General features: G+C 72.4%; 16 protein-coding genes and 2 tRNA genes. 9 read left to right on the forward strand and 9 right to left on the reverse strand.

Translation table 11 applies throughout. The features are described 5' to 3' along the window. Positions 1–122: 122 nt before the first annotated feature. The 3 genes from LJ221_RS15315 (at position 123) to LJ221_RS15325 (ending at position 1,678) form a co-directional block, all read left to right on the forward strand. On the forward strand, positions 123–608 hold the full coding sequence (locus tag LJ221_RS15315) for a hypothetical protein (protein ID WP_241717294.1): 486 nt from the start codon (positions 123–125) through the stop codon (positions 606–608). 18 nt (positions 609–626) lie between these two features. Continuing rightward, positions 627–1,352 (forward strand): class F sortase, encoded by a 726-nt coding sequence (locus tag LJ221_RS15320; protein WP_241717295.1) that lies wholly within the window; start codon positions 627–629, stop codon positions 1,350–1,352. Positions 1,353–1,531: 179 nt separating this feature from the next. Continuing rightward, positions 1,532–1,678, forward strand: a complete 147-nt coding sequence (locus LJ221_RS15325) for a hypothetical protein (RefSeq protein ID WP_241717296.1) — start codon at positions 1,532–1,534, stop codon at positions 1,676–1,678. Between the two features lie 96 nt (positions 1,679–1,774). Here LJ221_RS15325 and LJ221_RS15330 read toward each other — a convergent pair. Next, positions 1,775–1,848, reverse strand: a tRNA-Lys gene (locus LJ221_RS15330). Between the two features lie 133 nt (positions 1,849–1,981). Here LJ221_RS15330 and LJ221_RS15335 point away from each other — a divergent pair. Next, positions 1,982–2,632 carry a nucleoside/nucleotide kinase family protein gene (locus LJ221_RS15335; protein WP_241717297.1) on the forward strand — a complete coding sequence of 217 codons (651 nt, stop codon included), beginning with the start codon at positions 1,982–1,984 and terminating at the stop codon, positions 2,630–2,632. Between the two features lie 44 nt (positions 2,633–2,676). Here the strand turns inward: LJ221_RS15335 and LJ221_RS15340 are convergent. Then, positions 2,677–2,750: transfer RNA gene (locus tag LJ221_RS15340), tRNA-Lys, on the reverse strand. Positions 2,751–3,048: 298 nt separating this feature from the next. Here LJ221_RS15340 and LJ221_RS15345 point away from each other — a divergent pair. Further along, positions 3,049–3,960 carry a class I SAM-dependent methyltransferase gene (locus tag LJ221_RS15345; RefSeq protein WP_241717298.1) on the forward strand — a complete coding sequence of 304 codons (912 nt, stop codon included), beginning with the start codon at positions 3,049–3,051 and terminating at the stop codon, positions 3,958–3,960. A 331-nt stretch (positions 3,961–4,291) separates the two neighbouring features. Here the strand turns inward: LJ221_RS15345 and ehuA are convergent, their stop codons facing one another. Genes ehuA through ehuB form a run of 4 tightly spaced genes read right to left on the reverse strand, consistent with a single transcriptional unit; the run spans position 4,292 to position 7,452 of the window. Continuing rightward, a complete protein-coding gene (gene ehuA, locus LJ221_RS15350; protein WP_241717299.1) occupies positions 4,292–5,107 on the reverse strand; it encodes an ectoine/hydroxyectoine ABC transporter ATP-binding protein EhuA in 816 nt (271 codons plus the stop codon). Beyond that, positions 5,097–5,747, reverse strand: coding sequence for an ectoine/hydroxyectoine ABC transporter permease subunit EhuD (gene ehuD / locus LJ221_RS15355; RefSeq protein ID WP_241717300.1), 651 nt, complete (start codon positions 5,745–5,747; stop codon positions 5,097–5,099). The genes ehuA and ehuD overlap by 11 nt, the downstream gene beginning before the upstream one ends. After that, positions 5,744–6,499 (reverse strand): ectoine/hydroxyectoine ABC transporter permease subunit EhuC, encoded by a 756-nt coding sequence (gene ehuC, locus LJ221_RS15360; protein WP_241717301.1) that lies wholly within the window; start codon positions 6,497–6,499, stop codon positions 5,744–5,746. Before ehuC ends, ehuD begins: the two co-directional genes overlap by 4 nt. Next, the gene (ehuB, locus tag LJ221_RS15365; protein ID WP_374228464.1) at positions 6,496–7,452 is read right to left on the reverse strand and encodes an ectoine/hydroxyectoine ABC transporter substrate-binding protein EhuB; all 957 of its coding nucleotides are present in this window, start codon (positions 7,450–7,452) and stop codon (positions 6,496–6,498) included. The genes ehuC and ehuB overlap by 4 nt, the downstream gene beginning before the upstream one ends. Positions 7,453–7,585: 133 nt before the next feature. Between ehuB and LJ221_RS15370 the strand changes: the two genes are divergently transcribed. Continuing rightward, a complete protein-coding gene (locus LJ221_RS15370) occupies positions 7,586–8,089 on the forward strand; it encodes a DUF3830 family protein (protein WP_241717302.1) in 504 nt (167 codons plus the stop codon). Here LJ221_RS15370 and LJ221_RS15375 read toward each other — a convergent pair. Together LJ221_RS15375 and LJ221_RS15380 are read right to left on the reverse strand one after the other, a co-directional pair. Then, on the reverse strand, positions 8,067–9,548 hold the full coding sequence (locus LJ221_RS15375) for an amidase (RefSeq protein ID WP_241717313.1): 1,482 nt from the start codon (positions 9,546–9,548) through the stop codon (positions 8,067–8,069). The genes LJ221_RS15370 and LJ221_RS15375 overlap by 23 nt on opposite strands. A 32-nt stretch (positions 9,549–9,580) precedes the next feature. Further along, a complete protein-coding gene (locus tag LJ221_RS15380; protein WP_241717303.1) occupies positions 9,581–10,621 on the reverse strand; it encodes a D-2-hydroxyacid dehydrogenase in 1,041 nt (346 codons plus the stop codon). 238 nt (positions 10,622–10,859) lie between these two features. On the opposite strand from LJ221_RS15380, the gene LJ221_RS15385 reads away from it, so the two are divergent. The 3 genes from LJ221_RS15385 to LJ221_RS15395 all read left to right on the forward strand — a co-directional run bounded on the left by LJ221_RS15385 (position 10,860) and on the right by LJ221_RS15395 (position 13,942). Then, positions 10,860–11,804 (forward strand): aspartate/glutamate racemase family protein, encoded by a 945-nt coding sequence (locus tag LJ221_RS15385; protein WP_241717304.1) that lies wholly within the window; start codon positions 10,860–10,862, stop codon positions 11,802–11,804. 73 nt (positions 11,805–11,877) lie between these two features. Continuing rightward, complete coding sequence (locus tag LJ221_RS15390; RefSeq protein ID WP_374228466.1) at positions 11,878–12,708, forward strand: decarboxylase; 831 nt, start codon at positions 11,878–11,880, stop codon at positions 12,706–12,708. 76 nt (positions 12,709–12,784) lie between these two features. Then, a complete protein-coding gene (locus tag LJ221_RS15395) occupies positions 12,785–13,942 on the forward strand; it encodes an LLM class flavin-dependent oxidoreductase (RefSeq protein WP_241717306.1) in 1,158 nt (385 codons plus the stop codon). Here the strand turns inward: LJ221_RS15395 and LJ221_RS15400 are convergent. Beyond that, on the reverse strand, positions 13,912–15,289 hold a 1,378-nt coding region (locus LJ221_RS15400; RefSeq protein WP_241717307.1), incomplete at its 5' end, for a bifunctional diguanylate cyclase/phosphodiesterase. The genes LJ221_RS15395 and LJ221_RS15400 overlap by 31 nt on opposite strands.

Raw genomic sequence — 15,289 nt, forward strand, 5'->3', positions numbered from 1 at the left:
AGACAGCGTCAGGCGGTACGCCTGGTACTGATGCGCGGCACCATCCACCTGGTCACCGCACGCGATTGTCTGGCCCCGCGCCCGGCACGGCGGACTCCGGCTCGCCGGAGGTGTCGGTACGGGTGAGCCCCGCGAAGGTCCGCCCCGGCGCCGAGGTCGAACTGTGGGCCGTTTCCTGCGGGGGCACCGTCGCCACCGCCCGCTCCGAGGCGTTCGTCGCCGACGCGCTGCTGGCGCCCGGCGCCGACGGCGGCGGTCTGCGCGGCGAGGCGGTCATCCGCTCGGACGCCGAGCCCGGGGAGTACCGGATCACGGTGGAGTGCACGGGTGTGAGGGCCACCGGCCAAGTGGCCGTGCGCCCCTCCGGGGCCGGCCCGGCCTCCGGAGGCCCTTCGCACCACGCCACCGACCCGGCCGTGAGCCCGGTCGCACCCGTGCCGGCCGGCGGCGGAGGCACCGCGGAAGCGGCCGGCGACGAGGGCGCGGAAGCCGGACCGAGCGCCCTCCACACCGCCCTGGGCGCCGGGCTGGCGGGCGCCGCCACCCTGGTCGCCCTCTGGCGGGCCGTGACGCTGCGCCGCCGGTCCCGCTCCGAGTGCGACCGCTGAACCGCGGCGGCGACCGCCGTGTACGACGACGTTCCGGGCGGGGAGCCGCGTACGGGCTGCGCCTCCCGGCTGGCGGCGACAGCGGTGTGGGCGGTGATGCTGCTCGGACTGTGGCTGTGGGGAAGGGAGTTGACCGACCCCGCCGCCGCCCCTCCGCCGGAACCGGCCCGGGCGGGAGCCCCGGCGTCCGGCCGGGCGCCGGGTGACGGCGCCGGCCACGCGCCGCTGCCCGGCGCCGAGCCCCGGCGCATCGACATCGACGGCGTCGGCGTCCACGCCCGGATCATCGAGCGGGGGCTCGACCGGGAGGGCGCCGTGGAGCCCCCGCCGATGGACTCCGCCGACACCGTCGGCTGGTACGCCGACGGCCCGGCGCCCGGCGCGGAGGGGGTGGCGCTGCTGGTGGGCCATCTGGACACCGACACCGGCCGGGCGGTCTTCCACCGTCTGCCCTCGGTGCGCCCCGGGGACCGGATACACGTCACACGCGACGACGGCAGGACCGCCGAGTTCACCGTCGAGGACATCGCGATCGCGGAGCGGGCCGACTTCGACCCGCGCGAGGTCTACGGCGCCCGCCGCCCCGGACGCGCCGAGCTCCGCCTGATCACCTGCGCCGGCGCCTTCGACCGGGCCAGTGGCACCTACACGGCCAACCTGGTGGTCTCGGCGCACCTGACGGGAGTCCGCTCCTCCGCCGGGGCGGAGGCCGCCCGGGCCGGCGGCGCGGACCGGGCGGGCTGAACGGCCCCCGCGGACCGGAGCGGCCCGCGGGGGCCGCCGCCCGCCCCGGTCGTTGTCGTCACCGGGGTGAAACTCCGGCCGGAACCGGTCGCGCCCACCGCCCGCCCGGGATTGAGGACAGGGGAGACGCGGTACTCGGGTGCCGAGATCCCCAGGACACGGAAGGCTGCCGCCGAGCCATGTATGAAACAGCTGAACCGGACGCCGACGACCCGCCCACCGTGACACGGGCCCTCGACGAACTGCCGGCCTCACCGCCCCCGCCGCTGCGCCTCGCCGGGGACGACGACGAGTGCGAGCCGCACATCTGCCGGAGCATCGACTGAGGAGCGGGCGCGGCTCCCGGAGGAACGCGCGGAGAACGTGCCGGGGAACGCGTCCGGGCCCCACCGCGGAGGGCGATGGGGCCCGGATCGAAGAGGTACGCCGCCAGGGACTCGAACCCCGGACCCGCTGATTAAGAGTCAGCTGCTCTAACCAACTGAGCTAGCGGCGCCCGCAGGGCCGGCGATCCGCGCGGTATGCGCCGACCGGTGCCGAACTGCGGAAACCAGCATACCCGACACCGTGGAGTGCTCCGTTTCGGCCCGCCACGCCGGGGGCGGACCCTCGGGGATAGGTTTCCGGCCATGCGAACCGGTGAGCTGATGGATCGGGCATGGCGGTCGGCGGCCCGCGCGGAGGGCGGGCGGGCCGTGCTCGGCCTGGCGGGGCCGCCCGGCTCGGGCAAGTCCACCCTGGCCGAGGCCCTGGTGGAGGGCCTGCGCGGGCGGCACGGGGCGGACGCGGCGGCGTATGTCCCGCTGGACGGATTCCACCTGTCCAACGCCCAGCTGGACCGGCTGGGCCTGGCCGCCCGCAAGGGCTCGCCGCCCACCTTCGACGTCCACGGGTACGCCGCCCTGCTGCGGCGCCTGGTCCTCGGACCGGACCACGACGTCTACGTGCCCGACTTCGACCGGACGCTGGACGAGCCGGTGGCGGCCCGCCATGTGGTGCGTCCCGGGGCCCGGCTGGTGGTGACGGAGGGGAACTACCTGGCCTGCGACCTGCCCGGCTGGCCGGAGGCGAGGGGGCCGATCGACGAGCTGTGGTACGTGGAGGCGTCTTCGGACGAACTCCGCCGCAGACTGGTGGAGCGGCAGCTGGCCGGAGGCCGCACCGTCGAGGAGGCCCGGGAGTGGGTCCGGTCCAACGACATGCCCAACGCCGAACTCGTGGAGGCGTCGAAGGGGGCGGCGTGCGTGAGGCTGTCGTTCCGCTGGTCGGGACGTGAATGAGACGCAGGGCCCCTCGCGCGGTGCGAGGGGCCCTGCGTCTTCCGTACGCCGCCAGGGACTCGAACCCCGGACCCGCTGATTAAGAGTCAGCTGCTCTAACCAACTGAGCTAGCGGCGCCTGCGGGCAGCGACCCCGGAGACCTCGTGGAGATCCGGCGGAGCACGCTGTCGACGGACATACTACCCGCTCCCCGCGGTGCTCCCGACCACGCGCCCGGCGGAGCGCCTCCGCCCGGCTTCCCGGCGGCCGCACTCCGTCGTGAGCCTTCGACTCGCGGGTGGCCCGGACGAGGACGACGAGGGGCGAAGGGGCTGCCGTGGGCGTGGTCCCGGGAGGTGCCGAGAGATACCTTGTCCGTGACGGACGGGGTATGTCGTTGACCGCGCCCGGAAATCGTCCGAACGGGAGGGTGACCATGTCCGCTGCGGTATCCCGCGAGGAACGCTATGGCGATGTGCTGTTCGCCTCTGACCGCTCGCGTGAGGACGACCGGCTGAGCGGGTTGGCCGAGACCTTCGACCCGGCCAGCCGATCCGTTCTGCTGTCCCTTGGGCTGGACAGCACCTGGGAGTGCCTGGACGTCGGAGCGGGTACGGGGACACTCAGCTCCTGGCTGGCCGGTATGGCCACCGGGCCGGGGCGGGTGTGCGCCGTGGACCGGGACGTTCGCTTCCTGCGTCGTCTGCCCGCGAAGGGCCTGGAGATCGTCGAGGCCGATATCACCGACCCCGCCTTCGATCCGGGCCGGTTCGACCTGGTCCACGCCAGGTTCGTGCTGATGCACCTGCGCCGGCGTGACGAACTTCTGCCCCGTCTGGCCTCCTGGGTCAAGCCCGGCGGATCCCTCGTGCTCTCCGATTCCCTCGCTGTGGGCGGCGAGACCTCCCCGCACGCCCCTTACAGGCAGACCGTCCGGTCCCTCTGGCGGATGCTGGCGAACACCATAGGCACCGACCGCCACTACGCGGCTCGGTATCCGCAGGCCCTCACCGACATCGGTCTGGTTGAGATCGGCACGGACATGCATCTGCCCGTGGTGGGACTCGACGCGGGCTTCAGCCGATTTCTCGACCTGACCCTGCGCCAGTCTCGGGACAACCTCCTGGCCGGCGGCCTGCGGCCCGAGGTCTTCGACGCCGCCCTGGAGCACCTGGGCCGGCCCCTGGCCCGCGAGCTCTTCTTCGCGATGGTCACAGCCTGGGGCCGCAAGCCCGTGACACCTGCCCGAGATCACCGGGAGTCCGGCTGTTCGCCGAACTCCGTACCAACAGTCCCCATGTCGCCCAAGGCCCGGCGATCAGGACCAAGCGCCTTCCCGGATCCGTGAGAGTTCCGCGAGAGCCCCCGGGGTGATCACGTTTCGGGGCTGGGGAACACCGGAACGGCAACCGGTGTCAACCGCTGATTCCCGAGGCCGCGCGGTGGGGGGAGCGCCCCGGCCGTCTGCTCGCTCGGCTGCCTCGGCAGTCCGGGACAGCCGGTGGGTCTGCCGCTCCGGCAGACACGCCCCGGGGCGCCGGCGGCCGAACCCGCGGTCACCGGGTCTTCGGGTGCGGGGCGGCCGGCGGCCGTATGCCGTCCCGCACCCGAAGACCGGCCCCACCCGCGCTCCGGGACACGTTCGAAGGCGGGCGGGAGGCCGGGCGCTGCGGCGCGCCTCAGAGGATCGCGCTCAGGAACTCCCTGGTGCGCTCGTGGTCGGGGTCGTTGAAGATCTTCTCCGGCGAGCCGGACTCGATCACCTTGCCCTCGTTGAACATCAGCACGTCGTCGGAGATGTCGCGGGCGAAGTTCATCTCGTGGGTGACCACCAGCATGGTGATGTCGGTGGTGTGCGCGATGTCCCGCAGGACGTCCAGCACCCCGGCGACCAGCTCCGGGTCGAGGGCGGAGGTGACCTCGTCCAGCAGCAGCACCTTCGGCCGCATGGCCAGCGCGCGGGCGATGGCCACGCGCTGCTGCTGGCCGCCGGAGAGCTGGGTGGGGTACTTGTCGATGTGCTCGGTCAGCCCCACCATCTCCAGCAGCTCGCGCGCCCGCTGCTCGGCCTCGTCCTTGCCCATGCCCAGCACGTGGACGGGTGCCTCGGTGATGTTGCGCAGCACCTTCATGTTGGGGAAGAGGTTGAACTGCTGGAAGACCATGCCGATCTTCTTGCGCACATCGCGGACGTGCTTCTCGCCCGCGGGGACGAGCCTGCCGCCCTTCTCCTCGTGGGTGAGGTAGTCGCCGTCCACGGCGATGGTGCCCTCGTCGGGCCTGAGCAGGGTCATCAGCAGCCGCAGGATCGTGGTCTTGCCCGATCCGGAGGGGCCGATGAGGGTGACGTGCTTTCCGGCGGAGACGCTGAACTCCAGCTGGTCCAGGACGACGTGATCGCCGAAGCGCTTGGTCACCTTGTCGAAGCGGATCAGTTCGCGGCCGTCCGCGGCAGTGCTCGTGGTGGCGTTCTCACGCGGGGTGTCAGCGGACAAGACGACGCTCCAGGGCTCGGATGAGGAGGGAAGCCGGGTAGGCGATGAGGATGAAGGCGATGCCGACGACGGTGATCGGCTCCAGGAACCGGAAGGTCTCGGAGCCGTAGGCACGCGCCTCGCCGAGCATCTCGAAGGCGCCGATGATCGCGATCAGCGGCGAGTCCTTCAGCATGGCGATGACGTAGTTGCCCAACGCGGGCACCACGCGGCGGATCGCCTGCGGCAGGATCACAGCCGTCCAGGTGCGCACCGGTGGCAGGCTGAGCGCGGTGGCCGCCTCCCACTGCCCCTTGGGCACACCGTCGATGCCGGCCCGGTAGACCTCGGCGGTGTAGGTCGAGTAGTGCAGGCCGAGGCCGATCACACCCGTCATCAGCGGGGACATGGCCGGCCCCCACTCGGGCACCACGTAGAAGAGGAAGAACAGCTGCACCAGCAGCGGGGTGTTGCGGATGAACTCGGTGACCGCGGTCACCGGCGTCCGGACCCACGCCCTGGAGGAGCGCTGCGCGATGGCCCACACCAGACCGAGGGTGAAGGCCAGCAGGGACCCCAGCACCAGCGCCTGAAGGGTGACGAGCACCCCGTCCCAGAAGCGCGGCATGAAGTCCTCGACGACGTTCCAGTTCCAGTTCACCGGTTACCCCCCGGGGTGCCCGCGGCGGCCGTCCCGGTGACGGGGTCGGCGGCCTTCGTCCGGCGGCGCAGGCCGCCCAGCAGTCCGTCGCCCGGCGGCGGCGCCTGCCCGATCCCGGCCTTGGCCTTCCGCTCCACCAGCCGCATGGCGCGGGTGATGAGGAAGGCGAGCACGAAGTACATGACCAGCAGGAGCGTGTAGATCGGCGCGCTCTCGTTGGTGGTGAAGCGGATCAGGTTCGCCGCGAAGGTCATGTCGGCCACGCTGATGACCGAGACCAGCGCGGTGCCCTTCAGCAACTCGATGGCGAGGTTGTTGAAGGGCGGGACCATCTCCGGCCACGCCTGCGGCAGTTCGATGCGCCGCAGCCGCTGTGTACGGGTGAAGCTCAGCGCGATCCCCGCCTCCCGCTGGGCCGGGGAGACCGCGGCCAGCGCGCCGCGTACGACCTCCGAACCGTACGCGCCGTAGGTCAGGCCCAGCGCCAGTACGCCCGCCCACATGGGGACGAGCTGCCACCCGAAGGCGATCGGCAGCGCGAAGAAGAGCCAGAACATGAACACCAGCGCCGAGGCTCCGCGGAAGATCTCGAAGTAGGTGCCGGACAGGAAGCGGACGATCCACAGCGGGGAGGTCCGCAGGACTCCGACGACGAAGGAGACGGCCGCGGCCAGCGCGGCGCTGTACACCGTCACCTGGATGGTGATCCAGATGCCGGGCAGCATGTAGGACTCCCACAGGCCCCAGGTCATGATGCGCACAGCTCCTTCGCGGTCAGGTCGGTCATCTCGTCCTCGGAGAAACCGAAGGGCCGCATGATCTCCAGCAGCTCACCGCTCTCCTTGAGCTTGCTCAGCTCCCGGTTGAACGCGTCGCGCAGTACGGTGGCGCTCGGCCGGAAGGCGAAGCCGCCCGCGCCGATCGCCGGCTCGCCGTCCACCATGGGCTGGAAGGGCTCGGTGGCCTCGGCCCGGTTGCTGCCCTCCGTCACCTGGCGGACGGTCAGCGAGGTGCCGGCGAAGACGTCGGCGCGGCCCTGCTCGACGGCCGCCAGTCCGGCGACCTGGTCGGGCAGGATCAGCATCTCGTCGCGGGGCACGCCGGCCGCGACCGCGTAGTCGATCTCGGCGTACGCGGTGCCGGTCGCCATCCTGGCGCCCGTCCGGACGATGTCCTCGTAGTTGTTCAGTCCCTTCGGGTTGCCCTTGGGGACGATGAACGCGTCGAGCATCACGTACTCGGGATCGGCGAAGATCACCTGTTCGCAACGCTGGGGATTGATGTACATGCCCGCGGAGACCACATCGAACTGCTGCGAGCGGAGTCCCGGAATCAGCGAACCGAACTCCGTCGGAACGGGGACGACGTTCTCCACTCCCAGCCGATTGAAGATGACCTTCGCGATCTCCGGCGCCTCGCCGGTCAACTCGCCCTGGTCGTTGATGTATCCGTAGGGGACCTCACCGGCGATGCCCACCCGTACGGTGTTCTGGGCGCGGATGCGTTCCAGCAGATTGCCCTCGCCGGCCTCTCCCGCGTCGGGCACCCGGCTGCATCCGGCCACGCCGATCGTGCCCGCCGCGCCCAGCGCGCCCAGGCCCGCCAGTATCGCGCGGCGGCTTATCCCCCGGACGGGTCTCGTCCGGTTACCGGGACTTTCTCCGATGCCTGTTTTTCCTGTCTCGTTCCCTTGTGGTGGAGCCATGGGCGCGCCACTACCCTGATCAAAGGAAAATATGCCCACCGTTTCCAGCCCTTGATGCGGCCGTTGCGGTATTGACGGCCGAGCCGGATCGTTGCGTCAGTATTGGGAGGGAAACCGACGGACAGGAGCCGAAATGGCGGACCGCTTCATCGAAGTGTCACTCGACAAGAGGGGGGTGAGCTGCACGGCGAGACTGCTCGACGACCGCGCGCCCGTCACCTGCGACGCGGTGTGGAACGCCCTCCCGCTGGGAGGTGACGTCTACCACGCCAAGTACGCGCGCAACGAGATCTACACACTCCTGCCGGCGTTCGCGCCGGAGGAACCGCCGCTGGAGAACCCCACCATCACGCCCATCCCCGGCGACCTGTGCTACTTCACCTTCACCGACGTCCAGCTCGGTACCTCCTCCTACGGGTACGAGGCGGAGGCGGGGCACCGGGGCAGGGCGACCGTGGTGGACCTGGCCCTGTTCTACGAGCGCAACAACCTGCTGATCAACGGCGACGCCGGCTGGGTCCCCGGGATCGTGTGGGGGGCGGTGGTGGACGGGCTGGACCGGATGGCCGAGGCATGCCAGGACCTGTGGCGGGCCGGGGCCCTGGGCGAGAGCCTCAGCTTCCGGCGGGCCGGGTGACCGGTCCGGAGGCGAGCGCCGGAGGCGGCGGCACGTCGGCGGTCCCCGCCTCGTAGAGCGCGTGCGCGGCGCGCAGTACCAGCGCGTCCGCGTGCCGCGCGCCCACCAGCTGCACCCCGATCGGCAGCCCGCCGTCGTCCGTCCCGCAGGGCAGGGACGCCGCGGGCTGCTGGGTCATGTTGAACGGGTAGGTGAACGGCGTCCAGCCCGTCCAGCGTGTGTACGGCGAGCCGGGCGGCACCTCGCCGCCCAGCTCGAACGCGGTGACCGGCAGCGTCGGGGTGACCAGCAGGTCGTACTCCGTGTGGAAGGCGCCCATCAGCCGGCCCATCGACATCCGCACGTCCACCGCCGCAAGGTAGTCCAGCGCGCTGCGGGCCGCGCCCTCTTCACACACCTCCCGCAGGCCCGGGTCCAGCAGTGCGCGCCGCCCGGGGTCCAGATGCTGGGTCACCCGGGCGGCGCCGCTGAACCACAGGGTGTGGAAGGCATCCAGGCAGTCGGGCAGAGCCGGGTCGCACTCCTCCACCCGCGCGCCCAGCCCTTCCAGCGCCTCCACGGCGCGCCGCACCGCCGCCGCGACCCGAGCCTCCACCTTCACCCGGCCGCCGAGGCCGGGGGAGTACGCCACCCGAAGGCCGGCGACCCCGCCTGCCAGGCCGTCGCGGAAACTGCCCGGCACCGGACCCAGCTGCGACCAGTCGCGGGCGTCCGGGCCGGTGATCACGTCCATCAGCAGCGCCGCGTCCCGCGCGTCGCGGGTCATCGGGCCGACGTGCGCGAGCGTCCCGTAGGCGCTGGCCGGGTACAGCGGCACCCGCCCGTACGTCGGCTTCAGCGCGAAGATCCCGCAGAAGGAGGCGGGGATGCGCACCGAGCCACCGCCGTCGGTGCCCAGGCTCAGCGGCCCGGCCCCCAGCGCCACCGCGGCCGCGCTGCCACCACTGGAGCCGCCCGCGGTGCGCCCGGGGGCGTACGGGTTCCCCGTCGCGCCGTGCCGCGGGCTGTCGGTGACACCCTTCCAGCCGAACTCCGGTGTCGTCGTCCTGCCCGTGAACACCGCCCCGTGCTCGCGCAGCCGCGCCACCGAGGGGGCGTCCTCGTCCCAGGGGCCGTCCGCGGAGACCGTCCACGAGCCGCGCAGCGTCGGGCCGCCGCGCAGCAGCAGGATGTCCTTCACCGAGACCGGCACCCCGTCCAGCAGGCCGGCCGGCTCCCCGCGCCGCCACCGGTCGGCGGACTCCCGGGCCTGCTCCAGTGCCGTCTCGGCGTCGATCCGGACGAACGCGTTCACCGCCGGCTGGATCCGCTCGGACCGTTCCAGCACGGCGCGGACCACCTCCACGGGGGTGAACTCCCCGCGGGCGTAGCCCTCGACCAGCCGGGCGGCGGTCAGGTCCGTGAGGCCGCTCGGGTCCACTCCACCGCCGGAATCCGCGGGACCGTTCGGGTGGGTCATGCCGACGGGGCCGGCCGGGTCGGTGATGCCGGTCATGGCGCACTCCTGTCCGGTACGTAACCGAGTTTCTTGTCCACGACGTTGAACAGGGGCTCGCCCGCCGCCCAACGGTCGAAGTTGTCGCAGAACTGCCGGGCGAGGTCGTCGCGCCAGCCGACGGTGTCGCCGCTCATGTGCGGTGAGACCAGCAGACCGGGGACGTCCCACAGCGGGCTGCCGGGGGGCAGCGGCTCGTCGGCGAAGACGTCCAGCGCCGCCGCCGCGATCCGGTGCGAGAGCAGCGCCTCGACCAGGTCCTCCTGAACCACATGGGCCCCGCGGCCGACGTTGACGAAACGGGCCGTCGGCTTCATCCGGGCGAAGGCGGCGGCGTCGAACATCCCGGTGGTCGACTCGGTCAGGGGCGCCGCGCACACGACCCAGTCGGCGCGGGGGAGGAGGGCGTCGAGCGTTCCACTGGAGTGAATTCGCCCGAATTCCGGATCACCGGACCGTTCCCGGCGCCCCACGAGTTCCACTCTGACACCCAGTGCCATGAGCGTGCGGCCGATCGCCCGGCCGATGGGACCCGAACCTACGACGATCGCGTGAGTTCCGGCCAGTCGCATTGTCTCCCGGTGCCGCCAGCGCCGCTGCCGCTGCAATTCCAAACTTCCGTGGAAATCCTTGGCCAAAGCCAGGACGAGACCTGTCACGTATTCGGCGATGGGCTGGTCGAAGACCCCTCGCGCATTGGTGATCACCGTTTCCGAACCGACCAGTTCCGGACAGCTCAGCAGCCGGTCGACCCCGGCGCTCGCGGTGTGCACCCAGCCAGGCCGAGGGCCCGGCCCGGGCCAGGCGCGGCGCACGGCGTCGGAGGTGAAATCCCAGACCAGCAGGGCGTCCACGGCCGGCAGCAGGTCGGCCAGGGAGTCCTCGTCGGCGTACTCCACCCGGGCGCGCCCCGACAGGCGCTCCAGATTCGGCGGGTCGCCGCCGGGAACGCCCGGAGCGTCGAGAACGCCGAGAACGCCGAGAACGCCGAGAACGCCGAGAACGGGGACACCGGCTGGAACAGTCGTTTCTGACATGGGCGGAAAACCGTTTCGCAACGAGGGGGCAACGAGAACCGAGAAGTATTGGGGCCCGGCGGAAGAGAGCCGTGGCACCGCACAGACGCACGGACGGACGGAAGGATTGACCACGGTAGGGACCTGTAACTACCTTCGTCAACGAAGGCATCTGTTCCGGCGTCCCGGCTCTCCTGCGCCGGTGTTTCTCCTCCCGTCAACGGCCCTTGGCCGCCCCTACCCTCTTCAAGGGGTGCTCATGGATGTCTCGTTCCTCGGCGGTCCGCATCCGCAGCGCGGAGTCGGTGTCGTCGCCCCCTTCGATTTCGCACTCGACCGCGAACTGTGGCGGTGGATCCCCGACGACGTCTCCCTCCACCTGACCCGCACTCCGTTCGTCCCCGTCGAGGTGAGCCTGGACCTGGCACGGCTCGTCAGCGAGCACGAGACGCTGCGGGAGGCCGTCCAGGCGTTGTGCGCGGTGGCACCGGAGGTGGTGGCGTACGCCTGCACGTCCGGCTCCTTCGTGGGCGGCACGGCCGGGGAGAGGGCCATGTGCGCGGCCATGGAGATCTCCGGAGAGATCCCCTCCCTCACCACCTCGGGCGCCCTGCTGGAGGCGCTGGAGGAACTCGGCGCGCGGCGGGTCGCCGTCGTCACCCCGTACACCAGGTCGGTGACCGACTCCCTGGAGGCATTCCTGGGCGAGGCCGGGGCCGAGGTCACCGGCCGCAGCTACCTGGGACTGACGCGGGAGATCTGGCGGGTTCCGTACCGGGACGTGGTGGACATGGCCCGCGAGGCGGTGGCGGACGCGCCCGACGCACTGTTCATCAGCTGCACCAACCTGCCGACCTACGACGTGATCCCGCAGCTGGAGGCGGAGCTGCGGATGCCGGTGCTCTCCGCCAACCAGGTCACCGTCTGGTCGGCGCTGCGCCGCATCGGCAAGGAGGCGGTCGGCCCCTACCAGGCGCTGCTCGACCCCGTGGCCCGGCGCGGTCCCGCGTCCATGTCGTCCCTGCCGTCGCAGCCGCCCGCACACCCGGACGGCGCAACGGGGTTGGGAAGTTCCGCGGAATTGCCCGGTCCGGCCGCGGAGCGCGAGCCGGAGCCCGCGGTGACCGGGGCCGAACCGGAGGCGGTCGAGGGCGCGGAGCCGCCGCCCTTTCCGGATGACCCGGGCGGACTGCCGCCCCTGTGACCCCGCGCCGCGCCGCCGCGGGGACGACACCACCACCGGGGAAGAGACCGAGCAGGAGACCGAGGAGGACCGGATGGACAGGACGGACGGGACGGCGCGGACGGAAGAGGCGGACCGGACGCGGCCGGCGGAACGGGCGGGGTGGACTGCGGATGTCGTCGGCTTCCTCTACCCCGGCCACTCCGCCGAGGACGAGTACCCCCGGCTGGAGGCGGTCATCGGCGACTCCGCGGCCTCCGTCCGGCTGCCGCTGGTCCACACCGACATCGGCGAGGACGCGCACCGCGTGGACGCACTGCTGGAGATGGGCTCCACCGCCCGCCTGTCCGCCGGAGTCGGCCGCCTGCGCGAGCAGGGCGCGCGGGCGGTGGTGTGGGCGTGCACCAGCGCCAGTTTCGTCTTCGGCTGGGACGGGGCGCACGAGCAGGTGCGTGAGCTGTCCTCGGCCGCGGCCCTACCCGCCTCCAGCACGTCCTTCGCCTTCGCTCACGCCGTACAGGCTCTGGGGGCCGAGCGGGTCGCCGTGGCCGCCACCTATCCAGAGGACGTGGCCGAGCACTTCAGGGCCTTCCTCAGGGCGGCGGGCGCCGAGGTGGTGTCGGTACGCGGCGCGGGGATCGTGACCGCCGCCGAGGTCGGCACCTGGGGACGCGAGGAGGTGCTCGCGCTGGCCCGTGCGGGCGACCACCCGGACGCCCAGGCCGTGCTGCTGCCCGACACCGCCCTGCACACCGCCGCCTGGCTCCCCGAGCTGGAGGCGGCCCTGGGCAAACCGGTGCTCACCGCCAACCAGGTCACCGTCTGGGAGGGGCTGCGCCTGCTGGACCGCACGGTTTCCTGCCCGGCGCTGGGAGCGCTGTTCGACGGCCGGTCGCTCGCGGAGCCGCTGCTCCTGCGGGAATAACGGGTGGGCCGTACGGGCTGTGCTCTTGCGGCGCGGGACATCCCGCGCCGCACGCACCACGAGGAGGCAGCCCGCGATGGACCCGGTGAAGGACGCGGCAGAGGCGACGGACGGCGGACGGCCGGGCGGACACGGCGGCGACCCGGTCAGGGGCACGGCGCACGGCACCGCCCCCGTCCCGCTGTCCGTGCTCGACCTGGCCACCGTCGGTGCCGGCCACACCGCGACCGACGCCCTGCGCACCTCCGTGGAGATCGCGAGGCTGGCCGAGAGCCGGGGCTACCACCGGCTGTGGGTCGCCGAGCACCACTCCATGCCCGGGGTGGCCAGCTCCTCCCCCGCCGTCATCCTGGCCCACCTGGCGGCCCACACCGCCTCCATACGCCTGGGCTCAGGCGGCGTGATGCTGCCCAACCACGCGCCTCTGGTGATCGCCGAGCAGTTCGGCACCCTGGAGGCACTCGCCCCCGGCCGCGTCGACCTGGGCCTGGGCCGCGCCCCCGGCACCGACGGGGCGACGGCCGCCGCGCTGCGCCGCACCGACCGGCCGCACGAGGCGGCCGACGACTTCCCGCGGCAGCTCGCCGAGCTGATCAGGTTCCTGGACGACGACTTCCCCGGCGGCCACCCCTACGCCCGTGTCCACGCCGTCCCCGGCCCCGTCCAGGGGGGCGTGCCCGGCGGGGCGCGGTCGGCGAACCGGCCACCGGTGTGGCTGCTGGGCTCCTCCGGCTTCAGCGCGCAGCTCGCCGGCGGCCTGGGGCTGCCCTTCGCCTTCGCCCACCACTTCTCGGCGGCGAACACCCTCCCCGCCCTGGAGCTGTACCGCTCCTCCTTCCGCCCCTCGGAGGTGCTGGACGAGCCCTACGCCCTGATCGGCGTCTCGGCCCTGGCCGCGGATGAGGAGAAGGAGGCGCACCGCCAGGTGATGACCGGCGCGCTGGCCATGCTGCGGCTGCGCACCGGGCGCCCCGGACTGGTGCCCACTCCCGAGGAGGCCGAGGAGTACGAGCGGGGCATGGGCGAGCTGGAGCGCGACTTCGTGCGCGGCTGGCTGGCCAACGTGGTGTACGGCACGCCCGGGCAGGTGCGCGACGGTCTCGACGCGCTGGCCGGGCGCACCGGGGCCGACGAGCTGATGGTCACCTCCCAGTCGCACGGGGCGCCGGCACGGCTGCGCAGCTACGGGCTGATCGCCGACGCCTACGGACTGCCGTCCGCCGCCAGCAGCTGACTGATCCGGTCGGCCGACACCGGTTTGGAGTAGTGCCAGCCCTGGCCGGTGTCGCAGCCGATCCGCCGCAGCCGCTCGGCCTGGGCCGGTCCCTCGACGCACTCGGCGGTGACCGTCAGCCCGAGGTTGTGGGCGAGCTGGACCAGTGAGGTGACGATCGTCTCGTCGGCCGGGTTGAGACAGGGGGCGGTGCGGAAGCCGCGGACGAACGTTCCGTCCAGCTTCAGCCCGCGCACCGGGAGCCTGCTGAGGTAGGCCAGGTTGGAGTAGCCGGTGCCGAAGTCGTCGATCGCGATGCGCACCTCCATGTCGGACAGCGCCTGGAGCGCCTTCAGCGGCCGTCCGGCCGAGCCCATCACCGCCGACTCGGTCAGCTCCAGCTGGAGCAGCCCCGGTGGCAGCCCCGTCTCCTCCAGGATCGCCGCGACATCGGTCACCAGATCCGAGTCCCACACCTGCCGTACGGCCACGTTGACGCTGACGTACAGTGGCCGGCCGGGCCGCTCCAGCTGCCAGCGGCGGGCCTGGCGGCACGACTCGGCCAGGATCCAGCGGCCCAGGGGCACGATGGCGCCGTTCTCCTCGGCCAGCCCGATGAACCGGTTGGGGGCGAGCGTGCCCAGCCGCGGGTGCCGCCAGCGCACCAGCGCCTCCACCCCGGTGAGCGTCTCGTCGTGCAGGGAGACGATCGGCTGGTACTCCAGCGTGAACTCGCCGCGCTCCAGCGCCGGGCGCAGCGTGCTGGACAGCGCCTGACGGGTCATGCGGCTGGCGTTGCGCTCGGGGTCGAAGAGCGTCCAGCGGGCCTTGCCGTCGGCCTTGGCCCAGTAGAGCGTGGTGTCCGCGGCCTGCATCAGCTCCGTGGCGGTGGTCCCGGCGGCGGGCCGCTCCACCACCCCGATGCTGGCGGAGACCGCCAGCCGCTGCCCGGCCAGGTCGAACGGCCGCTGGAGGGACGCGAGTACCTGTTCGGCCAGCTCGGTCAGCGGCTGGGTGCCGGTGGAGGCATCGGCGAGCAGGGCGAACTCGTCGCCGCCCAGCCGCGCCACCAGGTGCCCGCCCGGTTCGGCGCACCGGCGCAGCCGGTCGGCGACCGCGTCCAGAAGCCGGTCGCCCACCCGGTGCCCAAGGGTGTCGTTGACGGCCTTGAAACCGTCCAGGTCCAGGTAGCACAACCCGATCCGGCCGGTGGTGGACTCGGCGAGCGCGGCGGACAGCCGCTCGAAGAACAGGGACCGGTTGGGCAGCCTGGTGACCGGGTCGTGCATCTGTAGATGGCGCAGCCGCTCCTGGAGCTCGCACCGCTCACTGATGTCGGCGACGGACAACAGGGCGGCGCCGCGGCGC

It is taken from the genome of Streptomyces sp. CNQ085, assembly GCF_022614595.1.
GTDB lineage: Bacteria > Actinomycetota > Actinomycetes > Streptomycetales > Streptomycetaceae > Streptomyces.

Coding starts and splice junctions, on each gene's coding strand:
- ehuB (WP_374228464.1), bottom strand. CDS start 7,452: ATGGCTCCACCACAAGGGAACGAGACAGGAAAAACAGGCATCGGAGAA.
- LJ221_RS15370 (WP_241717302.1), top strand. CDS start 7,586: ATGGCGGACCGCTTCATCGAAGTGTCACTCGACAAGAGGGGGGTGAGC.
- LJ221_RS15385 (WP_241717304.1), top strand. CDS start 10,860: ATGGATGTCTCGTTCCTCGGCGGTCCGCATCCGCAGCGCGGAGTCGGT.
- LJ221_RS15345 (WP_241717298.1), top strand. CDS start 3,049: ATGTCCGCTGCGGTATCCCGCGAGGAACGCTATGGCGATGTGCTGTTC.
- LJ221_RS15395 (WP_241717306.1), top strand. CDS start 12,785: ATGGACCCGGTGAAGGACGCGGCAGAGGCGACGGACGGCGGACGGCCG.
- ehuC (WP_241717301.1), bottom strand. CDS start 6,499: ATGACCTGGGGCCTGTGGGAGTCCTACATGCTGCCCGGCATCTGGATC.
- LJ221_RS15380 (WP_241717303.1), bottom strand. CDS start 10,621: ATGTCAGAAACGACTGTTCCAGCCGGTGTCCCCGTTCTCGGCGTTCTC.
- LJ221_RS15335 (WP_241717297.1), top strand. CDS start 1,982: ATGCGAACCGGTGAGCTGATGGATCGGGCATGGCGGTCGGCGGCCCGC.
- LJ221_RS15390 (WP_374228466.1), top strand. CDS start 11,878: ATGGACAGGACGGACGGGACGGCGCGGACGGAAGAGGCGGACCGGACG.
- LJ221_RS15375 (WP_241717313.1), bottom strand. CDS start 9,548: ATGACCCACCCGAACGGTCCCGCGGATTCCGGCGGTGGAGTGGACCCG.
- LJ221_RS15325 (WP_241717296.1), top strand. CDS start 1,532: ATGTATGAAACAGCTGAACCGGACGCCGACGACCCGCCCACCGTGACA.